General features: G+C 71.3%; 26 protein-coding genes and 1 pseudogene. 17 read left to right on the forward strand and 10 right to left on the reverse strand.

What is annotated here, in order from left to right; all coding sequences use genetic code 11:
* Nucleotides 1–118 precede the first annotated feature (118 nt).
* The 3 genes from BU198_RS04840 to BU198_RS04850 all read left to right on the forward strand — a co-directional run bounded on the left by BU198_RS04840 (nt 119) and on the right by BU198_RS04850 (nt 2636).
* Nucleotides 119–1192: a hypothetical protein gene (locus BU198_RS04840; protein ID WP_188295576.1), complete on the forward strand. Its 1074-nt coding sequence runs from the start codon at nt 119–121 to the stop codon at nt 1190–1192.
* 141 nt (nt 1193–1333) lie between these two features.
* Nucleotides 1334–1525: a hypothetical protein gene (locus BU198_RS04845; protein WP_188295577.1), complete on the forward strand. Its 192-nt coding sequence runs from the start codon at nt 1334–1336 to the stop codon at nt 1523–1525.
* A gap of 424 nt (nt 1526–1949) precedes the next feature.
* Nucleotides 1950–2636: a GGDEF domain-containing protein gene (locus tag BU198_RS04850; RefSeq protein WP_188295578.1), complete on the forward strand. Its 687-nt coding sequence runs from the start codon at nt 1950–1952 to the stop codon at nt 2634–2636.
* 237 nt (nt 2637–2873) lie between these two features.
* Here the strand turns inward: BU198_RS04850 and BU198_RS04855 are convergent, their stop codons facing one another.
* The gene (locus tag BU198_RS04855) at nt 2874–3584 is read right to left on the reverse strand and encodes a PIN domain-containing protein (RefSeq protein WP_188295579.1); all 711 of its coding nucleotides are present in this window, start codon (nt 3582–3584) and stop codon (nt 2874–2876) included.
* 195 nt (nt 3585–3779) lie between these two features.
* On the opposite strand from BU198_RS04855, the gene BU198_RS04860 reads away from it, so the two are divergent.
* Nucleotides 3780–4673: a type II CAAX prenyl endopeptidase Rce1 family protein gene (locus tag BU198_RS04860; RefSeq protein ID WP_188295580.1), complete on the forward strand. Its 894-nt coding sequence runs from the start codon at nt 3780–3782 to the stop codon at nt 4671–4673.
* A 962-nt stretch (nt 4674–5635) separates the two neighbouring features.
* Here BU198_RS04860 and BU198_RS04865 read toward each other — a convergent pair.
* From BU198_RS04865 to BU198_RS04880, 4 genes are all read right to left on the reverse strand, one after another.
* Entirely contained in the window at nt 5636–6982 is a 1347-nt protein-coding gene (locus tag BU198_RS04865; RefSeq protein WP_188295581.1) for a hypothetical protein, read from the reverse strand.
* Between the two features lie 386 nt (nt 6983–7368).
* The gene (locus BU198_RS04870) at nt 7369–7914 is read right to left on the reverse strand and encodes a hypothetical protein (protein ID WP_188295582.1); all 546 of its coding nucleotides are present in this window, start codon (nt 7912–7914) and stop codon (nt 7369–7371) included.
* Nucleotides 7915–7931: 17 nt separating this feature from the next.
* Nucleotides 7932–8354 (reverse strand): hypothetical protein, encoded by a 423-nt coding sequence (locus tag BU198_RS04875; protein WP_188295583.1) that lies wholly within the window; start codon nt 8352–8354, stop codon nt 7932–7934.
* 16 nt (nt 8355–8370) lie between these two features.
* Nucleotides 8371–8886 (reverse strand): Tn3 family transposase, encoded by a 516-nt coding sequence (locus BU198_RS04880; RefSeq protein ID WP_188295584.1) that lies wholly within the window; start codon nt 8884–8886, stop codon nt 8371–8373.
* Here BU198_RS04880 and BU198_RS43225 point away from each other — a divergent pair.
* The 7 genes from BU198_RS43225 to BU198_RS04905 all read left to right on the forward strand — a co-directional run bounded on the left by BU198_RS43225 (nt 8830) and on the right by BU198_RS04905 (nt 13465).
* Entirely contained in the window at nt 8830–8964 is a 135-nt protein-coding gene (locus BU198_RS43225; RefSeq protein ID WP_262987000.1) for a hypothetical protein, read from the forward strand. The genes BU198_RS04880 and BU198_RS43225 overlap by 57 nt on opposite strands.
* A 239-nt stretch (nt 8965–9203) precedes the next feature.
* On the forward strand, nt 9204–10310 hold the full coding sequence (locus BU198_RS04885) for a hypothetical protein (protein ID WP_188295585.1): 1107 nt from the start codon (nt 9204–9206) through the stop codon (nt 10308–10310).
* Nucleotides 10307–11029 carry a hypothetical protein gene (locus BU198_RS04890; RefSeq protein ID WP_188295586.1) on the forward strand — a complete coding sequence of 241 codons (723 nt, stop codon included), beginning with the start codon at nt 10307–10309 and terminating at the stop codon, nt 11027–11029. The genes BU198_RS04885 and BU198_RS04890 overlap by 4 nt, the downstream gene beginning before the upstream one ends.
* Entirely contained in the window at nt 11026–12141 is a 1116-nt protein-coding gene (locus tag BU198_RS04895) for a hypothetical protein (RefSeq protein ID WP_188295587.1), read from the forward strand. Before BU198_RS04890 ends, BU198_RS04895 begins: the two co-directional genes overlap by 4 nt.
* Nucleotides 12142–12176: 35 nt before the next feature.
* A complete protein-coding gene (locus tag BU198_RS43230; RefSeq protein ID WP_262986998.1) occupies nt 12177–12302 on the forward strand; it encodes a hypothetical protein in 126 nt (41 codons plus the stop codon).
* 101 nt (nt 12303–12403) lie between these two features.
* A complete protein-coding gene (locus BU198_RS04900) occupies nt 12404–12652 on the forward strand; it encodes a hypothetical protein (protein WP_188295588.1) in 249 nt (82 codons plus the stop codon).
* 108 nt (nt 12653–12760) lie between these two features.
* Nucleotides 12761–13465, forward strand: coding sequence for a hypothetical protein (locus BU198_RS04905; RefSeq protein ID WP_188295589.1), 705 nt, complete (start codon nt 12761–12763; stop codon nt 13463–13465).
* Between the two features lie 313 nt (nt 13466–13778).
* Here the strand turns inward: BU198_RS04905 and BU198_RS04910 are convergent, their stop codons facing one another.
* Nucleotides 13779–13955: a hypothetical protein gene (locus BU198_RS04910; RefSeq protein ID WP_188295590.1), complete on the reverse strand. Its 177-nt coding sequence runs from the start codon at nt 13953–13955 to the stop codon at nt 13779–13781.
* A gap of 384 nt (nt 13956–14339) precedes the next feature.
* Between BU198_RS04910 and BU198_RS04915 the strand changes: the two genes are divergently transcribed.
* Nucleotides 14340–14969 carry a hypothetical protein gene (locus BU198_RS04915; RefSeq protein WP_188295591.1) on the forward strand — a complete coding sequence of 210 codons (630 nt, stop codon included), beginning with the start codon at nt 14340–14342 and terminating at the stop codon, nt 14967–14969.
* Nucleotides 14966–15481, forward strand: coding sequence for a hypothetical protein (locus BU198_RS04920; RefSeq protein WP_188295592.1), 516 nt, complete (start codon nt 14966–14968; stop codon nt 15479–15481). The genes BU198_RS04915 and BU198_RS04920 overlap by 4 nt, the downstream gene beginning before the upstream one ends.
* Before the next feature lie 78 nt (nt 15482–15559).
* Here the strand turns inward: BU198_RS04920 and BU198_RS04925 are convergent, their stop codons facing one another.
* The 4 genes from BU198_RS04925 to BU198_RS04940 form a co-directional block, all read right to left on the reverse strand.
* Entirely contained in the window at nt 15560–16063 is a 504-nt protein-coding gene (locus BU198_RS04925) for a hypothetical protein (protein WP_188295593.1), read from the reverse strand.
* A 21-nt stretch (nt 16064–16084) separates the two neighbouring features.
* Nucleotides 16085–17278, reverse strand: coding sequence for a hypothetical protein (locus BU198_RS04930; RefSeq protein WP_188295594.1), 1194 nt, complete (start codon nt 17276–17278; stop codon nt 16085–16087).
* Between the two features lie 164 nt (nt 17279–17442).
* Nucleotides 17443–17667, reverse strand: a complete 225-nt coding sequence (locus BU198_RS04935; protein ID WP_188295595.1) for a DUF397 domain-containing protein — start codon at nt 17665–17667, stop codon at nt 17443–17445.
* Nucleotides 17664–18542 carry a helix-turn-helix domain-containing protein gene (locus BU198_RS04940; protein ID WP_188295596.1) on the reverse strand — a complete coding sequence of 293 codons (879 nt, stop codon included), beginning with the start codon at nt 18540–18542 and terminating at the stop codon, nt 17664–17666. Before BU198_RS04940 ends, BU198_RS04935 begins: the two co-directional genes overlap by 4 nt.
* Nucleotides 18543–18868: 326 nt before the next feature.
* Here BU198_RS04940 and BU198_RS04945 point away from each other — a divergent pair, with 326 nt between their 5' ends.
* From BU198_RS04945 to BU198_RS04960, 4 genes and pseudogenes are all read left to right on the forward strand, one after another.
* Complete coding sequence (locus BU198_RS04945) at nt 18869–19423, forward strand: ATP-binding protein (RefSeq protein ID WP_188295597.1); 555 nt, start codon at nt 18869–18871, stop codon at nt 19421–19423.
* 544 nt (nt 19424–19967) lie between these two features.
* Complete coding sequence (locus BU198_RS04950) at nt 19968–20918, forward strand: hypothetical protein (RefSeq protein ID WP_188295598.1); 951 nt, start codon at nt 19968–19970, stop codon at nt 20916–20918.
* Nucleotides 20915–21472, forward strand: a complete 558-nt coding sequence (locus BU198_RS04955; protein ID WP_188295599.1) for a helix-turn-helix transcriptional regulator — start codon at nt 20915–20917, stop codon at nt 21470–21472. The genes BU198_RS04950 and BU198_RS04955 overlap by 4 nt, the downstream gene beginning before the upstream one ends.
* Nucleotides 21473–21555: 83 nt before the next feature.
* A pseudogene (locus tag BU198_RS04960) lies at nt 21556–22416 on the forward strand (helix-turn-helix transcriptional regulator); the annotation flags it as partial.

The raw sequence follows: 22416 nt of genomic DNA on the forward strand, positions 1-22416 counted from the left end.
AGGAGTTCGAGAGGGACACGCTGAAGGCCCACATGAACGCTGCGGACCTGGATGCGCGCGACAAGAACGCGCGCTTCGAGCAGATCGTCGAGAACTTCAAGACCGAGGAGAACTAGCTATGAACAGGTGCGACGACGACCCGAAGTGCCGGGCCAACGAGGAGATCACGCTCCTTGCCCACGTGCGCCGAGACGAGGCCGGTCAGCTCCATCTCCACCAGCTGAACCCCCGCGATGTGCAGAGCGTCGAGCACGACGTGGACGAGGATCACGCTCACGGAGTGACCAGCACTCTCGAACAGCACGAGCGGATGCTGCCCGAGCTGGAAGCGCTGGCCAAGCGCGTCATGGAGAAGCTGAACAGCGGAACCGCGACGCGCCGCCTGGACATCGTCATAGACCGCGAAGTGGACTCCAGCACGTACCTGCACGTCTTCCGCGGCGGCTACGAGGTGTCGGAGCACGGCTACTCGGTCCACATGATCGACCCCGGAGCCGGAGACACCGACCACGCGTGGTACGAGAATCTGATCTCTAACAGCGCCGACGCGCCCGAGAAGGTGCGGGACAGGATCCGCGAGATCGCCGGCGAGTACCACGACGAGGACGGCGACTGCGACGAGTGCGACCCGGGCTCGGCCGAAACGGCGGAGGAGATCGCGCGCCTGAGCGCCGTGCGCCGGGCCGACGGACGGTTCTTCTACAACGGGCAGGTCGCCACCGTGATCGACCGCATTACCGGAGAGCCCGTGGACGTCGGCGAGACCCTCACACGCGTCGGCCGCGACATCCGCAAACCCGTCGTTTTCAAGGGCGTCTACTTCAACGAGGCCACCGGTGAGCACGCCAACATGGCGATCTGCCACGCCACGAGCCCCATATCCGGCGCCGTCACCGAGCAACGGTGGAGCCTCGACATGGTCGGACTGGCCTTCCGCTACCCCGACGGCCGGATCTACGACGTCGCCGCCACCTCCTACTCGATCATGATCGACGAGGAGAAGTTCGAGCCCGGACTGCTGCGCACGGACCAGGAGACCGGGCGCGAGGTGAGGATCCTCCACCCGTCCTCCCTCGGGGAGGTCAACGTCCGCTACCTCGACAACGACGAACAGTTCTGTACCCGCAACGCGGCCCGGTTCGGGATCACCCTCCAGCCGTGGAGCGTCGACATCGAGCTGGGCCGCGCCTGACACAGCTCGCAGCAACAAGTCAACCAGGGCGGCTCTGACCTGACGAGTTCGACGGCGCCCGGAGCCCCTGAGGGAGTGTCCGGGCGCCGGCGTATCCGGAAATCAGAGAAGCGCAAACCAACGAGGTTCAAGGAGAAACCTGTGCCCAAGAAGTTCCTAGTGACGATGATGGTGCAACGTTCGGTCTGGTACGTGGTCGAGGCGGACAACGACAAGGAGGCGATGCGCGAGGCCGTGGAAGCCGCGAAGGCGAATAAGCGCGCCTACCTGACCAAGCCGTGGCGATACTGCGTCACCCTCGTCGGTGACATGGACCCGAAGAAGGGCTTCTGACATGCGTCAGAAGATCAAATTCCATCCGATGATCGGCGGGGTCGAGCAACACGTCACTCACCCCGCCAAGCACCGCGGCTACCGGCATCTCGTCGCCCGATCCGTCTCCATGGCGGTCTGCAGGTTGTCACCGGCCGGGCCGACAGCCGCAGCTCCACCCTACGGATCGCGCACGAGGTCGCGACGAAGGCCGGAAGTGAGATCCCCACGGGCGGCCGGACGGCTGGGGCGCCCGCGGATTCCGGCCTGACTGGGAGCTCGACTGGACCGCCGCAGCCGTGGGTCGCTGGGCGCGCCTCTGCCGCTCAAGCAAGCCCAGCACCTTCGAGTTGTAGCTCTGCCCCGGGACAGCCGCTCTGCTTGGCCGGCTTCGACGGCTGCCCCGGGCCACCCACCCCGTACGAGACGAGAGGGAAACCTCAGTATGCACGTCGTCCTGCGCACCAGGGGCCGGTTCGGCCCGCGCACCCTCCGGATAGCCATCGCAGCCGTGCCGCTGACCGGCTGGGTGGTGCACGCCGTCGCGCTGCACATGAAGCTCGCCGCAGCGAAGAAAGATCCGCTGACCCGCCTTCTGCGCCGCGACGCCTATACTGCCCGCGCCCGCCGGCTCCTGGCCCGCCACGGCGACGACACGACCGCAGTCATGGTCGACGCGGACAGGTTCAAGCGGATCAACGACGGCCTCGGGCACGCGGCGGGCGACACCGTCCTCGTAGCATTCGGTGCCCGGCTCACCGCCTGGGCGGGCCCACGTGCCGCCGTCGGCCGTCTCGGAGGTGATGAGTTCGCCGTGGTCCTGGAGCTGACCGCAGGCAACCTCGAGCAGCGCCTGGATCAGCTGGTGCGGATGCTGCACACCCCGGTCACGCTGGACGACGGGAGCACCGTCGACGTGGCCGCGTCGGTCGGCGCCGCGACCCCGACTTCGGTCGGTTCCCGCGACCTGACCGTGCTGCAGAGGGCGGCGGACGCCGCCCTCTACGACGGCAAGCAGTCGGGTCGCGCGGTCCTCGCGACGGTGCGGCACCGCAAGGTTCCGTCCGTCAACGGCCGTCGGGCCGGACGTCCGGGCACCAACGCGGGAGGCTATGACCCAGAATCGCCCTAGAAATTCACTAACACGTCATCACAGTTGTTCTCTGGCACGGCCGATCATTCACTGGCCGGTGCCCACGGCTGGCTGTGTCCGAGAAATTGAAGTTTGAAGACTAACGGATATACTCAGGGTCCCCGTGGAAGTCCGTGCCAAGTGTCACCTTCTCCGAATGGCCCCCGGGGCGGGCGTACGAGGCGTCTCAGTGGCTGTAGCTGCTCTCGCCTTCAGCGGCGTGGACGTCCAGGGCCGTCACCCCGCGACCAGCCGGCCGGTCCGCCACAGATACCAGAGAGCCCCGGCCACGGCGGCGGCCGTAAGCCCGGGCCGACGGGCCGCGACGTCCACGAGCGTGCCGACGCCGGGCATCGTCGCCTCCAGCACGCACCCGGCGAGGATCACCGCGTTGGAGCCGTGCGCCTCCAGGCCCGCCGTCAGCAGCAGGGTCTGCGCCGCCGCCAGCGAGTCCATGACGGCCAGGCCGAACCGCTCGAACACCTTGTCCCGGGTGAACAGGACTGCCGGGCCCAGGAGTTCGGCCAGCGCCATCGTCGGGGCGTCGTCGGGGTCGCGATGCTGCGCCGCGGGCAGGCCCGGGACCTGGCGCAGGATGTGCCGGGACCCGTGGGGGAGTTGGTCGCGGATCTCCAGGTGCACCACCTGCACCAGCGGCAGGACGTGCTCGCGCAGCGCGGCAGCCGCCGCCGAGGCGGGGATCTTGAAGGCGCGGGCCATCTTGGGCAGGTGCTCCTCCAGTTCCCCCATCACGTGCGGCGCCATGTAGGGAGTGGCCCGCCGGGTGCCGGCCAGTGCTGCCAGCGGGTGGTGCGGCCGTCCCTGCTTGGCCTGGCTGCAGGCTTCGATCAGGAGGGCGTTGGTGTCCAGTACCGCCAGCAGCATCCGGCCGGGCAGCGCCATCGGGTCGATGGCGGCCGGGTTCAGCGGCCACGTCCCGGGCGCCATAGCCAGCCGGGGAAGATGACCCCGGTGGACATCCGTCCCCTCCGGCCCGTCTCCGACGGCGAATCCCCAATGGGGACGATCGAGCGGGCGTGAAGCGATTTCCCGGCTGCCGGCCGCTCCGGCGTGGCAAGCTGGGGCCCGGCCCAGGTCAGGCTGGGCGGCCTGGCACGGGCACGGCGTGCCGAAGGGGTGGACGTGCCGTTCGTTCAGAAGCTGCTGGGGATCCTGCCCGAGAGGACACCGTTGCCCCGCCCCCGCGCGGGGGAGACCGGGCTCGCCATCGCCTGGTCCGTCGCCGGCCCCCTCGCCGTCGCCTACATGGCGATCGCCATCGCGGCGGCCTGGCCAGGTGCCCAGGCCGCGGCATCGGGCGCTGCCACGTCCGGCGCGGGCTCCACCACCGCGGACGGCTCGCTGCTGGCGGCCTCGGTCTGGTTGGGGCTGTCCGTACCCGCGTGGCTGATGATGTGGAGCGCCGAGAGGGCACCGGCGATCGGACTGCCCCGCATGCCACCCCGGCACCTGCTCGCAGCCACCTGCGCGGTGTTCTGCCTGGCCGAAGCCCCCGCGTTCGTCGCGAGTGTGGTCTTCGAACTCACCCGCTCCCACTCAAACACCCTGGCCGCCTACTCCGCCAACGGTAGCGGCAGTACCTTCCTGGGGGACGTTGCCACCTCCGCGGCCGCCGGCATCAGCGAGGAAATCGTCGTCCTGGTCCTGCCCGCCCTGGCCGCCTGGCGTATCGGCCAGGCGCTCACCGGAGCGCGGCAGCGGCGCTACGGCCTGCTCGTGCTAGTCGTGGTCCTGACCGGAGCGCGGTTGTCGTACCACCTGGAGCACGGACTGGCCGCTGCTCCGCTCGTGCCGTGGGCGATCGTCAGCGTGCTGCTCTACCTGCGCTCGCGTGCGGTGCTGCCCCTGATGCTCGCCCACGCCGGCTACGACGTCCTGCTGGCGGTGGTCAACCGGATCACCCCCGCCTACGGCCTCGCTGTGTCGGTGACGATGTTCGCCGTGGTGACCGCGGTTGCCCTTGTCACTGCGCTGGGGCTGGCGCCGGGCACCGGCCAGCGGGTCACCGCGGCCTGACCAGCGGGGCGTGCTCCGATGGCCGGGCCCCGGTCCTGGTCGGGTGGGGGCGCCGTGTCTGAGAACGGTGGCTCGTCGACGTAGACGATGCCGACGAGCGGTGCGGTCCGCGGCTGTAGCCGCAGGACCTCCAAGCAATGCCGAGCCCGACCTAGCGCCGGCGGATTGTCAAGTACCCGTACGCCGATTCTCGGAGCTGGATAGCCTGCCGCTGGTTGGGCACGGCGTGAACCGCGACCTGGCCAACAGTCGCACACCCTCACGAAGTTGGAGCATCCCGATGGGGGAAGGCCAGCCGCCGACGCCGCGAAGCCCGTGCCGAGCCCGCCCGGCCGGCCGGCATCCAAGCTCTACCGCAACTTCCCCGCCCCGGTCATCGAGGCCTGCGAGGACGTGCTGCACGCCTACATCACCAGCGGCGCCCCCACCCGCGACCTCAACGCCCTCCTCGACTGGCAGCCCCTCATCTACGCCGAGGAGGCCGCCCTGGAGGCCCTCGACCTGCTCAGCACCCGGCGCGGCACCAGCAGCGACTTGCTGTTCACCAGCCTGTTCAACGAGCCGGTCTTCGAAGAGCTCACCCCCGCCATGCCACCACTGCTGCGCTTCCTGCGCGCCCGCCTGGCCAACCTCAACCCCACGCTGCGCCTGCCGGCGCAAACGCCCAATCCCGCACTCACCCTGCTGCTGCTCGCCGGGCAGGCGTTGGTCCAGGCCGTCGACGGGGTGCCGGGCGATCCGCGGGTGAAGCCGGTTCTGACGGAGTGCCTGACCCGGCTGGCGACGGCTCCGCTGGGGGAACGGGGCCAGCCGGGTGACCTCGGTTTCGCCCTGACCGACGAGGAGCGGCAGAACGCCGGCCCGGTGGTGTACGCGCGTGACGAGCTCCGCAGGGTCCTCACCGAGGCCGTGCCGCTCCGCCGCGCCGTCGCGGCTCCGGGCCGGCCCGGGGCCGCACCGCGTCAGGACTGCGGGTGGCCGGGGAAGGGGATGGCCTTCCAGCCCTCCTCCAGGACCGGGTTGTGCTCCAGGAACTCGTGCCCCGTAAACAGCTGCTGCAGCGTCAGGGCGCCGTTCGGCGGGTCGGCGAGCAAGAGCTTGGACAGGCTGGTGTCGGTGATGGTGACGGCATGCTCCAGCTCGTGGATCGAGGCAGTGGTGATCGGGATCGTCTCGCCCGTCACCGGGTTCGGGGTGCGCTGGATCCCGGCGCGAAGCTCTGCGGTGTTGAGCAGGTGGAACGGCTCCATCGTGACCACCATGCCCCGCCGCGGCAGCTGGGGCGGGATCTGCGCGAACGCGGGGTTGCCCTCGGAGATGAGCCGATCGGTCCTCTCGATCTGGGGGAACGCCTCGCCGGGCGTCCGGGCTAGCTTCTCGGCGTAGTTCTCCGCGCCGAGGCGAAGGTCAGCGTTGGGCCGGGCGGACTTGACCTCGACCAGCAGCACCAGATCGGGGAAGACGACGATCCAGTCAACGGACTTGCCGTTCTCCCCCTTCTTGTCGCCCTGCCACTTGATCTCAGGGAAGGCCGTCGCGTTGTCGAGCAGATCCAGCTGGCGCCCGACATACGCCTCGAAGAGCGGCCCGAGGTCGTTGGCAAACGCCTTGCCGCGCGGCGTGAGGTTCTCCTCGCCACCGGTGTAGTAGAGGCCGAGCATGCTCGCCTTGGACAGGACCGCGGCCGGCACCGGGACCAGGTACCCATCGCCGAACCCCGCGACCAACGGCGTCGTCCGCAGGGGGTTGTGGTCGTAGCGACGCAGCAGCGGGTCCGAGGCCGGGCGGTAGGTCGCTCGGAGCCTGTCGGCGTCGGTCACGAAGTGGCGCTCCACGACCGCGGTCGCCTCGGCGGCGGACCGCAAAGAGGTGAAGGTCGAGTAGTCCGCCGGGGCAAGCATCATGTCCGGGATGAAGCGACCCTTGAGGTCCGGGACGCTGGTGACAGTCGCCCAGATGTAGCGGGCAAGGCCCACGTAGTCGGCCACCGAGCACCCGAGGACGTCCTGCGCCCAGTCCGGGCCGATCACCTTGAGAGGCTCTGGCGTGCTGGTCTGGGCGAGGATAGCGACCGCGCGACTCAGCTCGAAGTAGTCGTCCACCTGCCAGGTGAACTGTTGGCCGGCCACCCGCAGGAGCAGGCGCGTCAGCTTCTCCTCCGGCGACTCCTTGTAGAAGGGGTCGTCCAGGGCGAGGTAGGAGCCGAGGATCTGCCCCAGGTCGCGCGGCTGCGCCGGGGCGCGGTTGATTTCCTGGCCGAGAGCGAGGGAGATCCAGGCGGCGTCAGCAAGGGCCCAGGGCCCGTACACGCCAAGTCCTTCGTGTTCACGAAGGTCACGGGGGTGCGGGAGACGAGCGCTCGTGGACGCGATGAGCTCCACGAGTGAGCTCTGCGAGTGGCGCTGGATGCGCCGGATGTACTGGGAGTCCGGGACGCCGGACGCGGGGACAGGCAGCAGCATAACCGACGATTCTTCCGGGTTACGAGGCCGCTCCGCATCCGGTTTCTTACAACGCAGTGGGCCTGGGGCGCCCGGGTCGCGGCCCCCAGGAAGCTGCCAGCTCCAGCGCGGCCGTACGGGCGGCCAGGCTCGAACCGTGACCGGCCTCCTCACCGCTCCGTTGACCCCGGGGCCGGGTCATCGTGCAAGCGTTTCGGTCGAAACTCTTGGCTCGGGCGTTCGACGGCGGAGGGTCACTCCTGGGGTATCCAAGCGCCGGCGGGCCAGATCCGGGCGAGGATCTCGAACTCGTTGAAGTCCTTGTACTTCCCGCTGGGGCGGCTGCGGGTCGGTCCGGACCGGCCCCCGCTGCCGCCGGGCACGCGGTCGCAGTCGGCGGACAGCGCGGCCAGGCGCCGCTGTTCGTCGGCTTCGGCCGCACGACGCGCCTCCTCGGCCTCGCGGTCCTGGCGCTCGACGTAGGCGGCCTCCTCGGCGACGTCCTTCGGCGTCGCCCAGACCGATGACCAGCCCGGCCGGGTGGACCAGTCGTCGCGGGCGGGACGGATCACCCGGTGCGCGACGAGGTCGCCGGCGAGCACGGCGCGCACGAACTCCGCCAGCTGCACTGGGGCCCTGTCCTTGGCGGGGCTCCAGCGGGAGATCCCGAAGGTCCACCGGCCCACGCGTACGGGCCGGTCGGAGCCGGGTTGCGCTTCGGCCGCGATGGTGGGGACCGCGCCCAACCAGGCGCGGGTGCCGGTGGTGACCCACGCGACGGGGACGCCGGCCTCGGCCATGCGGACCGTGCGCTCGGTCAGGCCGCGGGGGCCGTCGATGCCGATCGTGGAGGCTGGGCCTCGAAGGCGTACCGGCGGCCGGTCGCGGCGTGGATGGCGAGGACGTCGGCCCGCCAGACACGCTCGGGCCCGGCCTGTTCGAGCTCGGCGGTCCAGCCCGGTACCCGGCGGCAGCACTCGGCGAGGTCGCGCTTGAAATGGCTGTGCGCCTCGGTCTCCTCCCGCAGCGAGCACTCGGGAGCGTCGGGGTCGTGGGCGAAGTAGCACAGACCCGTCTGCGAGAGTTTCGGGCACAGACCCCACTCACACTTGGGGCAGGTCAGCGCCGCGCGCGGGCGGGCCCGGTGGATCTGCTCCCAGGTGACGCGGCCCTCGCAGCCGAGGCCGTCCACGGTGAGGTCCAGGGTGCCGTGCTCGGCATGGATCGCGCTCAACGGCATGGCCGGTCCCCACTCTTCATGCCGCGGCCACTTTGTCGTCGTCGCCGAGCGCGCTGAAGTCGACGCCCAGGCGGGCGTCGTAGTCGTCGGGGGTGATGCCGAGTTCGTGGGTGGAGTACTCGCCGAACCGCTTGACGTGCTCGGTCAGGTACGGGGAGACCTGCGCAAGGTCGAGCGGTTCGACGGCCTGGCCCTCGGCCTGGAGCTGGCGCACGACGTCGGCGATGTCCAGGGTGTTGACCAGGTTGGCCAGCAGGGAGGTGAACTTCACGTCCTTTTCCTGCTCGACCGGGTCGTTGGCCGCCACCGTGCCGTTCTGCCCGAAGCGCACCCAGTCGGAGAAGCCCTTGAACGCCTCGACCTTGTTGGTCGCCGCCGTCACCCGTGCCCGCAGCGGCGCGTCCGAGAGGTAGCGCAGCAGCTGGACTACCTGGCGTATCTGCGGCCGGGCCGTGAGGTCGAGGACGCCCGGGAGATGACCCTGACCATGGTCCTGTGGGCGGGTCAGCACCTGGCCGAGCTGCTGCACCACGAGGGCGACCGGATCACCGGCTACACGGGCGACCGCCTGAACACCTGTCCGGCGCCCGAGAGCGCGCAGTCCCGGTAGGCGTACGGGGGGACGGCGTGCGCCGGGCGGTGAACCTCGGCTGCGGGCCGTCCCGCGCGGGCCCTGCCGACCGGGCTTCAATGTTGGCATTGAAATACTTTTCAATGTTGGCGTTGAAACTTGGGGGCTGACGGTGTTTCATGGTGGGTGTCGGGGGGTGCAACCCCCGACACCCGGGGGCCCGGCCGGGCGGGCCCCGGACACCACCCACCAGCCACCGAACAACCCTGGAGCCCCTCATGCTGCCCATCCCCGACCACCTCGCCACCGCCCTGCGCGACCGCGACCCGCTGCGCCGCTACCGCGCCGTCGCCGACGCCATCGACGCCGTCACGGGCTACCTCGACACGATGCAGGCCGACGCCGCCCGTGACCTGATCGCCGCCCACGGGGGCAACGCGAGCGCGGCCGGCCGTGAACTCGGCTTCGGCACCGCGCAGGCGTTCAAGCAGTGGCTCGGCCGCCGCGGCGCGGGTGAGCTCGTTGCGGCCGCCGCCGGTCACGCCCAGGAACAGCCTGCACTGTTCTTCCGCGACCCCGACGACGCCCAGGCCGCCCTGGAGGACTACCACCTGGAACGGGAGGAGATCGACGCCCGCCTGGAGCCCCTTGTGCTCGGCGCGCTCGCCGCCGGCCTCACCCCCGAAACCGTCTACCGCGTCGCCGCCGTCCCGCTGGAGACCGTCAACCGGCTGCGCCCCGCCAAGATCGGCGTCGCCGCCGACCTGGAGACCCCCGAGGCGATGGACGTGCTGGAGGAGACCGGCCGGGCCCTGACCGCGCACGCCCGTGCGCTCGCCGCCCGGTCGGACGCCGGGCCCGAGACCGAGGCCGCCGCGAGGATCTGGCGCAACGCGGCCGCCGCGTTCGTCGCCCACCTCGCCCCCACCGCCCTGTGGGAGCAGGAGAGCCCGCGCGTGCGCGAGCTGCGCGAGGCCTACCAGCAGGAGATCGCCACCTACCGGGACACCCTGCGCCAGGCCCACCCGGACCTGACCGACGACCAGCTGCACGAACTGATGCAGCAGGCCACGCCGCCGGCCGCGCTGGCCGCCGCCGAGGAGGCCTTCGTCGCCGCGCAGGAGGAACAGAGCGCCGGCCGGCCGGACGACGACGACGTGACGCCCACCCACCACAGCGCGGACATCTGGCTCGCCGCGCAGGTCAGCGAGTGCAACCGCCTCGCCGCCGGCAGCGAGCACCCCGACCGCCGTCCCCAGGACGACCGCGACGCCCGCTTCCAGGACGGCATGGCCGGCGCCTGGCGCGGCCTCGCCGCCGCCTACACCCACCTGCGCGCCACCGCCACCGTCCCGCCCCTGCCCGCCCTCCAGGAGACGCCGTGACCGAAACCGCCACCGGCGAGGCCACCGCCGAGAAGGAGCAGCGCTCCGACAAGGACCTCTTCGTCGGCCTCACCGACTTCCTGACGGCCATGGACCGGTCCTCCGATGACCGCCGCGGATTCGTCACCGCGGTGGTATCCGCCGCTCTGCACTTCGCCGCCGACCACGCCTCGACCTACGGCCTGCCCTACGAGCGTGTGCACGCCGACACCCACCGCTTGGTCTTCGGCCCCGGCGCCCGCTACCGCGACCCCGACGGCGACCCCCAGACCAGGGCCACGCGCAGCGTGGAACGGCTGGCCGGCCGCATCGTCGCCCAGACCCTCGCCGACGGCCTCGCCGCCCACCCCCTGTTCACCCACCGCAGCGAGCTGCGCCAGGCCGTCGATCGGATCATCCGCTACACCTGGGAGCAGCCCGGCCGGGGCAACCTCGCGAAGGCGTGCATTGCCCTGCACCGCGAGAGCACGGTGTGGGACGACGAGTTGCAGCAGGCCGGACTCCTGCGGACCGCCCGAACCCTGTCCACGGCCTCCCAGGGCCGGTCACAGGTGCTGTTCCGCCACCTGTGCATGTACTACGTGACCACCTACGACCGCGCCCGCGCCCGCGCCCTGGGCGCCGCCCTGAACCGCGTCCTCTTCCTCAGCCAGTTCCCCCCCGCCGAGGCCGCCGTCCTCGGCTACGCCCGCAGGCCCCGCCCGGTGGAAGCCCGATGACCGACTACGAGACCGCGACGCTCGACCACCTGATGGGTTGCAGCCGTCAGGCCGAGCATCTCGCACGGCAGGTCCGCTACACCCCCGGCACCCTGATCTGGCACGCCGTCGAAGGGTGCGCGGCAACCGGGCGCGCCCGTGAGGACATCGCCCGTTCCACCAACAGGCTGCTGTTCGGTCCCGGCCTGTTGCGCGGCGGCACGGGAACGGCGGTCGTCAATCGGTTCGCCGGGCTGCTGATCGCCCAGTGGGCCGCCGAACGTGCCGCCGGCCACCCGGCCCTGGCCGCGGCCCACGGCCTGCACGGTGCGCTCGCCGGCGCGATCCGCGCGATCTGGTTGCCGGGTACGGGCCGGATCGGGCGCCTGGGCGCCGGCCACAGCAGCCTCTACACGTCCTACCGGCGCCGGACGATCCAGGCCCTGGCACGCCAGACGGAGAGCCACCGCCGAGCCGCGCACGCCGCCCGCATCCACGACGTGCTGACCTACCTGCGCAGCTACACCATGACCGCGACCGTCTCCGGATGGCAGAAGGCCGACACGGTCCTGGTCACCCGTTACGGCCACACCCCGTTCAAGACCGACGGCGGCACGCTCCTCGGCCCGGCCCTGGCCGCCATCCTGGACGGAAGCGCCGGCCGCACCGCGCCCGCACCCAACATCGTCGTCCTGCCCGACGAGAACGAGGGAACGGTCGCCGAACCGACGACGCTCCCGCCCGGCGAGGAGCAGCCCCTCACGGACCTGCAACAGCTCAAGGCCCGGGCCGAACACGCCGTCCGCAGCCTGCTGCCGCAGGGCGGGCCCCAGCTCGACATCCGGCAGGGCCGGCTCCGGCTGTTCCTTACGGACGACTCCGGCGACCGCCGGCACAAGGTTGACCTCATCGGCGCGGCCCTGGCCGGCGCAGGGCTCACCGCCACGTTCCGGGACTCGCCCGTCGACGCCCTGCGGCGCTTCGCCGAGGTCGACGCCCTGGGCGAAGCGCTCGGCATGGACCTCGGGCCCGTCTTCGACCCGGACACCGACCGGGCCGGCGCCCTGGAGGCGTTCTCGTTCCTGGTCGTGACCCCGGCCAGGAACGAGAACGCCGCGTCGCCGGACGCGTAGGGTCAGCCCGGCAAACGACGCCCACGGAGGGCCAGATGACGGAACCGACCCCGGCGCACCTACGCGAACTCCAGGCCCGCGTCGAGCAGCTCGCCGCAGAGATCGCGAGCGCGTACGACGAGCTGAAGGCGCAGCCGGAGCCCGTACGCTCCACCTCCTAACCCCTGAGCACCGCGCAGGACGCACTGCGGCAGGCGGCAACCGAGATCGCACGGGCAGCCGGCGAGCTCGCCCGCGCCCGCACCGCCCGCGACCCGCGGTTGTGCAAGGCGCACTGGGGGCCTGCCCGGACTGCGGGAACACCCTGGCCTCCAGCGGCGGCCGCACGTGGTGCAGGAACTGCCCCCGGACCTGGGACTACGACCGGCTCGGCGCCGCCTGCATCGACCCGGCCCAGTACCAATTCCGGGGTCGGGTGGGCGTGGCGATCCTGCTGTGCGGCGCGCACGCCCGCGACGCAGCCGAGCGCCTGGACGGCGCCGAACTGACCCGCATCACCCACCCCGACTGACCCCCGGCCGGCGCCGGCCGGACGGACACCGCGGCACGTTCCTCGCCGAACCCGCCCGCCCGCTCCGACCGACCGGATACGTTGTCAGCCGAAGCGGGCGGGGGAACCGTGCGAAAGGCCGGCTCCTGCACTTCTCCGCAGCCCACCGCCGTTGATCCTCGCCGCGCGCTCACCATCGTCTTCACCACGGCCCTGGGAGACCCTCGCATACCCTGGTCCCCGACCACCCTTGTCACCGTCGACACGGCCTACGACACCGAGAACACCAGCAACACGGGCGGCAGTCGCTTCGCCAGCTACGTCCGCCAGTACGAGAAGGACTTCCAGCCCTGGGACGAAGACGACGTCGACCCTGTCCGGTTCGCCGCCGCAGCCTGGGGCATCGCCACCGGCCCCGTCATGTCCCCCGGCTACGTCCGTACCCGCCCCGACCTCCACAGCGTCACCGCTTTCCGCGACGACTACGACGGGCCCCTGGTTTTCAAGATCACCGTGCCGCTGCGTCACCACCAACTCGCCGGGCCCCGGCTCCCGTACGAGTGGGCGGACTGGGAGACCGATCGCTTCCAGTACGGCAACGAGGGCTTCAAGAGCCTGGTCGGACCGGATCCGCAGCACACCCGCGGCCCCGTCTCGGTGCTCACCACCACCACCGTGCTCTACCGGGCCACCGACTGGAAACTCCCCGCGGCGGCCCGCTTCACCGGCCCCGGCCTGGCCGACGACGCGACCGAGGCCGTCCACGCCCTGGTCGAGCACCTCAACCGGGACGCCGGTCCGATCGTGGCCCGGCTCCTCGGCGCACAGGGCTGAGCCGGCCCCGGAACAGCGAGAAGCGGCCCCGTGCATGCACGGGGCCACCTTCGAATGGTGCCGCCCCCGAAGGGGCGGAGCGACACTCACCGGTGTCGGTCGTTCAGTGAGCCTGATCCAACCTTGCCCACGCTGCACTGCGATGGTGCCACCCCCAAAGGGGGCGGAGGATGTTACACATCGGGTCTGCTCGACCCCGCTCCATGTCACACTGCGATGGTGCCGTCCGGGAACGCCCAGACGGAGAAGTGCCTCGTGCAGCGAGATCACTATGGCACGACCCGCCGACAACCCGGGCCGCCGCCCACGAGGATCACCCGATCGGGTGACGGCGGGGAGTCCGGGACTCGGCGTTCCAGCCCGAGTCCACGCCCCACGACGAGTCGACACCGCCCCAGTTGGTGTCCGCCAGCCCCCAGGTGGAGTCGAACCCCCAGATCGTGTCCGGCACCGCGCCCCACACCGAGTCCCTACGTGTACGAGCAGCCATGGCGACCTCCAGGTGGTTCGCGGTTCGAGCGCCCCACTCTAGGCACTCTGGTCCCCCACGTCATCACCCGTGCGGTGATCGAGTACCCGGCTGGCAGCTCGAGGGTGACCACGGCGCCCACGGCGACCGCCCGCCCTTCGAGCTCAGCCGCGGCCTTGTCCTGATCGGAGGTGATCTCCCCCAGGCCGCCCGTAAGCGCACCGCTTCCCCCGAGTTCCAGCGGCGCGTACCCGTGGCCATCACCATTGACGAACGCCCCTACTACCTCGTGGAGCACGTGAAGGCCTACGCCGCCACGCGCGGCCCCGGCCGCCCCTCCAAGACCGCCGAGTGACCACCCCGCCGGACGGGCCAGCCCCGTCCCAACCCGCGAAGGACACACCGATGGAACGCCTCTGGGGCCGCTGGTGGCCCGTGCCCGCCGACACCGAGCCGATCGACCGTCACACCTCGCTGGAGTGGTGGCCCGACCAGCGCACCGCCGAACAGGCCCTGCGCGAGCGCCTCGGCGCGCAGCTGGCCACCATCGACGGGATCGCCCGCAGCACCATGCACCTCGCCGATGGCCGCACCCTGACCGACCAGCAGTTCTATGGCGACCGCCGCTCCCGGATCTACCTCTACGCCGTCACCGGCGAACCCGGCCACGACCCGAAGCCGGACTCCGAGCCGTACGGGATGCTGGAGTTCGACCAGGCCGGCACCGACATCGTCTTCCGCAACCTGGCCGGCACCGACAGCGCCACCGTCCGCATCGAAGTTGTCCACCAGGACAGCGGCCGCGAGCTGTACCTGCGCGACGTCGTCGTCCACCCCTGGAACATCGGGTCCTTCGGCCGGCCCGGCGATCCGGACCGTTGGACCCGCTGGCTCGAACACGTCGCCCGCGACGGCCTCGCCCTGTACCTCGACATCGCCATCCCCGGGCCCTTCCGGGCCACCGCCACCGACCTCGACACCCAGCAGCGCACCACCGTCACCCTCGACCACTCCGAGCTGGAGCCGACCCGATGACCATCGACCTCGGACTCACCCCCGACCAGGAACTCGCCTACCGGGCCACCATGCTGCTGAGCGGCCTGAACCCCGACCCGCACCCGGCCGAGGAGACCTTCGCCGACGGCCTGGCCGACATGTTCAAGCCCGAGACGTTCCTCTGGATCAGCGTCCGCCAGCCCGACGGCGGCGCCCACGTCCACTACCGCTGGACCGAGGGCGGCCGCGAGCTCGGCGACCGCATCGACAACCAGGCCCTGGCCGCCGGCCTCGACGCCGCGGACAACTGCTACATCACCGGCCTGCACCTCGAGGACCGCCAGATGGGCAACACCCACATCCAGGTGCACTCGCTGCGCCCGATCCTTGCCGACGTCGAAGCCGGCGTCCGGGCGCCCGAGGACGTCCAGGCCTCGCTCCGCCGAGTGATCCAGCTCGCCGCCGAGGAGACCGGGCAGTACGTCATCGCGGCAAACCCGGTGGTGCCGCGCTGGCTCGGCGTCGGCCCCCGGCTGCTGACCCGGTCCTAGGCTCCCGGGGGCACGTCTGGGCCCGCAGCTTCGGCCGCGGGCCCCAGACCCCTCAGCGGGTACCCGGGACAGCCCTTGCTACCCGGGCGTGTTGCCGTGGACCACGGTGCGCCCGGGGTAGTGGGCCTCCAGGTAGGTGCGGGCAGCACTGAGGCTGCCGACAACGCCGACGGTGGTGCGACCGTCCGGGGCCGCGTCGGTCGTGAACACCTGCCAACCGGGCTGGTGCAACGCCTGAAGTTCGCCTTCGAATTGGTAGTCGTGGCCGCGCCGGTAGACGAGGTCGGAGGTGATGCTGCCGGGTACGACCCGGGTCTTGCCGGGGAAGAGCCGGTCGAGGTCGCGGCGCGCGTTGTTGAGGTCGCCGATCACCTCGACGGTCTGAAGAGGCTCGCCCGGTTGGGCGGAGACGGTGTCCACGTGCCAGGTCGCCGGGCCGACGCCGGCCTGGTGGATGGCCTGCTGGAGGTCGGCCAGTGCCTGCCCGCGGGGCTCCGAGGGCTGCGTGGAGGCCGCTGCTCCGCACGCGACGGCCAGGACGCCGAGGGTGGCGAGGACCCGGCCGGTGAGCGCGACGTGCATGGGCGTGAGCCCCTTTCGTGGTCAGGCGATGGACAGGGTGAACTTGTCGATGATCGGTCCGATGGGCGTGAACGCGACGGTGTCGTAGCAGGTGGTCGGGCCGGGTGTTTCACCGCACACGACCTTGTTGCCGCCGCCGGCGGCCATGATGCCTCGGGCCTGCATGTCGTCACCTCCGGTGACGCTGGCGAAAACGGGCCCGCCGCTGTCGCCCTGGGCGACGGTGACGGTGGAGTCGTCGGTGCGGACGGCGTTGTCCAGGTCGCTGTGCCAGACCCCGTCGATGCTGGCCGAGAAGTCGGTCCGGGTGATTTTCAGAGCACAGTGCGAGCCGCTCATCGCCCCGCTGGTGCACACGAGGTCCCCGACGTTGTTCCGGCCGGCGCCGAAGGTCCGCCGCGAGCCCGACGAGTTGTTCAGGGCCCCGTCGTAGAACCGGCCGGACGGCGTGCCGCTGATGTTGATCACGGTGACGTCCAGGCCGGCGTCGGAGGTGGCGACAGGGCCGATGACGGCCCCCGTGCCGGTCTTGTAGGTGCCGGACGTCCCGCAGTGCGCGGCGGTGAGCAGCACCGCCACCTTCCCGCGCCACGCACCGAACCCGGAGGTGCAGAACGCGTTCGTGGGCGAGGTGAGTTCAGCACCGGCGCTCCAGGGGCTCGCGTCGCTGTGACGGGTCGCCGTGGCGGTGAGAGCGGCCGCGGGCGTGGCTTCGACCGGGACACCGGCGAGTTCGGCGGCGCGGACGGCAACCTCCTCGCGTGCGCGAGCACCGTCCCGCCGGACAGGATCCGGCGCGTAGCCGACGACCAGGCCGGTCCCGTCCGCGGCGGGTCCGGTCGAACTCCACACTGCGCCCGCCTCGCCGCGCACCGCGGCCGCCACGAGCCGGTCCCGGGCCGCACGCAGCTGTCCCAGGGTGTACGGCGCCTGCCGGACCGTGGTGGTGATGCCCGGTGGGGTGCGGGTCAGCAGGTCGGTGACGCGATCGGGCACGACCCCGTGCCAGTACAGGGTCAGCCGGCCCTGCCGGGGGTCGACGGCGTGGCCGGCGTAGCCGGGGATCGTCGCGCGTTGGTGCTCGGGTACTTCGGTGACGGCGTCGGCCAGTCGGTCGAGTACCACCTGCCGCCGCAGCACTTCGGGGTCTGCGGCGTCGGCCGTACGGTGGCCGCCGCGTACGGCCGGCGCGGCGGCTGATTCGTGGACGGGCACCACAGCAAGGAGCCCGAGCGCGGCCCCAACGACGGCCGTCCTCCTGATACGCACCCGCCCAGTACCCCACGCCGTGGACCACCAGCACCAGCAGTCGGCGGTCTTGTCACCCGCACGAGCGACAACCTGCCGGTGCACATCCCGGGGAAGCAGCTCCTTGCTGATCAGACCGTGAGCGTGTTCACGAACCTCACGAACTCGCTGAATGCTGTGGTGGTGACGAGCAGAACCGGACCAGCGGGATCCTTCGAGTCACGAATCGCCACAGCTCGATAGGCCGTAGCGGCCAGGTCTGCCACTTCGACGCAGTTGTTCCCTGAGCCGCTGTATGACGACTTGAACCAGTCGGCCACGTTGGCGAGTTCGGGTGCAGTTGTGTGCTTGGTCATGGGGTGGTGATCTCTCGGGTGAGTTTTTTCAGGAACGCCGGTGTCTCCTCGGCGGGAAGAGCCGAACGGGACAACGCCTCGAAACTTCGGACGAACTGACCCACGTCGCGAGGCTTGTCCGTGATCGACATGCCAGCCCCGGCGGTGTCCACCTGAACTGTTGCCGGGAGCTTCTCGCCGAGGTCAAGGAGCGTGAAGTCGGCGAGCGCCAGGTACCCGCGGTTGGACTGGGGCAGTACCTGCACGGTCACCGTGTCGACCTTCGAAAGCCGGATGATCTCCTCGTACTGTTCGCACATGATGTCTTCGCTGCCCACGACGTACCGTAGCGCCGGCTCGTAGAGGATCGCCCACAGCTTGACAGGATCGTCAAGGGCCAGCAGGCGTTCCTTGCGCTCCATCCGCAGGGCGACCGACTTCTGGACGAACTCGGTGGTGGTCTCCTCCACGGGCTTGGCGAGTTCATGGAGCGCCTTCGCGTAGCCCTGTGTCTGAAGCAGGCCAAGCACGACGGTCGGATGGAACGCCCGGATTGCCTGGGAAGCGGACTCGACGCCGAGGAATCGAGGCATCGCAGTTGTCATCGGCGCCGCCGTGTAGGGCGTCCACCAGTCCTGCCGAGAAGCGGTCCGCTGGAGCTCCACCAGACGGTTGACTTCCTCCTCGCAAGTGACGGCATACCTGGCAAGGAGTCTGCGCAGGTCGCCCGCGTTGCGGAGGTCTTGCAGACCGGTCTCCACCCGCTGAAGCTTCGTCTCACTGAACGGCAGACCCTTGACGGCGTCCTCAAGGGTGACATCGGCCTTCTGGCGTAGGTCGCGAAGTTCGTGGCCGAGCTCGATTCGCCGGGCCGTCGGCCTTGGTCGTGCAGCCACGTGTTTGCCTCCCGGGTGCATGCGTCTACTGCCCGTGTCGATGCGCGCAGTCTCGCACGCCACGTGTTCGTCGCACCAGGCCATGCGCTTGCACTGGCATGTGCCAACTCTCCTGCGACGGGTGATTCGTTGCAGATTCACTTGCAGATTCAAAACAGGAGCGACAGTGTGTTGGAACACCCAAGTTGACGAGCCATCAGCCACGGCTCCGCCGTCGGGTATCCCGACATCGTGGAGCGGCCACCGAATCCCGCGGTGAGCCCTCGGCAAAGGGTGCCCCCCGTTTTCTCAGTGAGTGAGGCGCTCCCATGGAGCCGAGATCACGCATGACTACGACGAGGTTCCCCGCCGAACGGGCCCGGATCCGCGACCTCCGCCGCTGGGCGGAGACGGCCCTGCCGCTGCTGGGCTTTGACGGCCGGCAGCAGGCCGGCGTGTGCGACGCGGTGGAGCTCGTGCTGACGGAACTCGGTGCCAACGCCATTCTGCACGGGTGTGGTGGTGAGCGGTCGGACGTGCAGCTGACCGCCTTCCTGCGCTACGGCACGTCGGGCCTGCTTCGGGTGGCTGTTGCCGATCCGGGGTCTAGCCGGCCCGAGTACCGGCCGCCGAGCGCCGATGCGACCTGCGGCCGTGGCCTGGCGCTGGTGATGGGGGTCGTGGCCCGGTTCGGTGTCGACGACCTTCCCGAGGGCGGCAAGGTGGTCTGGGGGGAGATCGAGGTGCCCGCCTCCGTACGGGCGGTGGCCGCGGTCGACAAGCAGGCCGGCGGGCGGGATGTGGTGCCGCTCTCGGCTTCCGTCGCGCGGACGTCCCGGTCCCGGAGGGCTGTCGGCCAGCTGCCCGGGCGCCCGATGCTCGGCCGGATACCGGCGGCGTGAGCGCCCCGTAGACCTCCGGTGGCCGCCTGCTGCGCCGTCTCTCGCGCAGGCGGCCACCGGACTCCAGAACGTCGGTCCTCCCACTCGCTCGGGAGGGACGGCGGCGGCAGAGCACCGTCCTAGGTGGGGGCGGCACGCTCACCGCGTCCAGGGCCCCGTTTCCCCCGTCCCGGGGACACGGCCGGCCCGGACAACCCCCGCGGGGCCCCGTGAAGCAGGGGCGGGGCCCCGCACCCGGGCGGCGCGATGGTGCCGCCCCCCGTGTGCGGGCCCGGCCCACCCCCGGAGCAGGGGGCCGGGCCCGCACACCACCGGACCGCCCGCCTGGAGCGGGCAGTCCGCGGTCCGTAGGGGAGCACACCCCCGCTCGCCCCGGACCGCGGGCGACCCGGGCGTGCGAAGCGTGGAGGGAACTGCTGCTTCGCCCGCCCGTACCGGCACGTGCCCCATGGCACGGGGCCGGCCGGTTCGGGACGGCCCCGCTGCCCGGGGCCGTCCCGAACCCCCTCTGCCCCAACTCATCGACTCCGACCGAGGAAACGCCGTGAGCGTCGGAACGCGCACCGAATCGCTGCTCAAGATCACCAGCCCGGCCCGCGGCCTGGACATCGAGGCCTCCCACGAGGCCCTGGTGCAGGCCTGCGTGGACACCGGCGACGATGCCGGCCGGGCCGAGCTGGTCAGCGACAGCCCGAACCACCTGTGGCTGCTGCCCGCCGAGCGGACGCTCGCCATGGTCCACCCGGACCCGGACGAGGCATGGGCCGTCGTCAGGAGCGCCCGGTTCCTCCGGCAGCAGGGAGTCGCCGTCACCACCCCCTGGTACAGCGACGTCCGCCCGTCGACCGGGGGCCTGGTGGTGACCTTCTGGCCGGCCCCAGGAAAACGGAGAGCGGATCCCGCCTGGTCCGCGTGGGCGACCGCCCTCACCCACCGGATCGACCCCGCCGCGGCCCCGTGGCTGCGGCCGCACGACCCGTTCGCCGGCATGGGCGCAGACCTGGACAACGCCCCGTTGAAGGCGTCCGATCGGTACTTCCTGCGGGAGCGCGTGGCCGGGCTGCGCGAGGAGTGGGAGTACCTGGACTGGCCGACGTCGGACGTCGTCGTGCTCGGCGGCCGCGGCATGGTCCCGGTCCATGACGACGGCGTGCGCGTGGGGCTCCTGCTGCGCCGGCCGCTGACGCGCGGCCACAGGGAGTGGGACCTCGTCGCCGCCCGCTGGCGCTCCGAGCTGCTGATCGGCCCGTCCGAGAACCAGTCGGCGTACACCAGGACGTACCAGGACTACGAGCGGCCGGACCAGGCGCAGGGCCGCTTCTTCATCGGTATCTGGTCCGGGTACCGGGTGGTGCGCGACGTCGTCGTGCTGACCGCGGTGATGGACACGGTGCGCCGCGCCCACCTGGACGACGGGATCCGCGCGCAGGCCGCCCACCGGATCGCGTGCCTGCGCGGCACCTGCCCGGCGCCGTGGAACTGGGGGCCGCGATGAGGAAGTCCCTTACGGCCGCTGCGCTGCCGGTGGTGGGCGAGCCGCGGGTGCGCGGGTGCGGCCACCACATCGTCGGCACGCTCACCGGGCACCAGGCCCTGGTGCTCAGTCACCTGGTCGCCGACCTGACCGCGATTGAGACCGCCGAGGCCATCAGCGGCCTGCCCGTGGGCGATGGCGGTATCAGGACGACGCCGGACCGGGTCCGCGAGGACCTGCACTCGCTGCGGGTGCAGGTCCGGGCCAGGACCCTGGAGCACCTGGTGGACACGGCGTGCCGGATGCGGCTCCTGACGCCCCCGCCGGCCGAACCCATCGGCCCGCTGCCGCCATCGGCCCTGAAGTCGTTCCGGATGCTGGCCACCGGCCGCAGCGGGGAGCAGATCGCCGAGGAGCGGGGCATCAGCCTCTACACCGTGCGGGACCATGTGCGGTCGATCCGGTACGGGACGGGTACCCGCACCAACGCCGCGACCGTCTTCCGGTTGCACGGTGTCCGGCCCCGGATCTTGGACGACCGCTGCTCGGTGTGCACCGCGGGCGGTGCAGCGTGAGCAGGCCCTACGCGGCCGGCCCGTGGGAGCACCGCTCCACGGAGACCGGCGAGCCGTGCCCCACGTGCGGGAGCCGCATCGTCGTGACCCGCGAGCAGTACGACATCCTGGTGCTCACCGCAACCGGACTCACAGCCCAGGGCATCGCACGGCGCCTGGGAAGCAACCAGGCCAAGGTCCAGAACCTGCTGCGCAAGTTGCAGGAGCGCTACGAGGCCCGCCACGCGGCCCACCTGGTCGCGATGGCCGTGCGCTCCGGGCTCCTCCCGGCGGTGTCCCCCGACTGCCCGCCGGGCCGCCTGACCGCCGGCCAGGTCCAGGTGTTCGCGTACCTCGCCGAGGGCCTCACCCTGGGGGAGATCGCCGGGGTCACCCACTTCGACCTCGCGGCGGTACGCGACGCCAAACGCGAGGTCCGCGAGCTCCTCGGGACCGACCGCCTGCCCGCGCTGCTCACCATGCTCTACGGACTGGGGGAGCTGTCGCGCCGCCACTGGTGCCGACGGTCGGTGTGCGTGAGGGCCCGCCAGGAACGCGAGACGGCGTTCGGGCCGCGGGTGAGCGCGCGTGAGGCGGCGGCCCGCTGGGCCGGGGAGCTGGCCGCGGCCGCGGCCTGGCGCATCGAGCACCGCCGCGCCCGCGGCGACCTCGCCGAGACGATGGCCGCGCTCCAGGACAGCCAGCTGGCGCTGCGGGCGGCCCGGACGGAGGCGGACGAGGTCCTGGCCGCCGCGGAACTTCTGCTGGCCGGCGAGGTCGCGAGCGCGCAGGCCCGGGCCGACGCGCGCACAGCCGATGCCGGCCTGGCCGTGGTCGCACTCCAGGCGAAGGCCGCGCTCACCGGGGTCGAGCGCGTGCTCGGCGCCGGCGACGTGGTCAACCGGCGCCTCACCGCGCTGGGCAAGCGTCAGGACGAGCTGGCGGAGAACCAGAAGCGTGTCGAG

This window comes from Streptomyces sp. CBMA156 (assembly GCF_014596515.1).
Lineage (GTDB): Bacteria > Actinomycetota > Actinomycetes > Streptomycetales > Streptomycetaceae > Kitasatospora.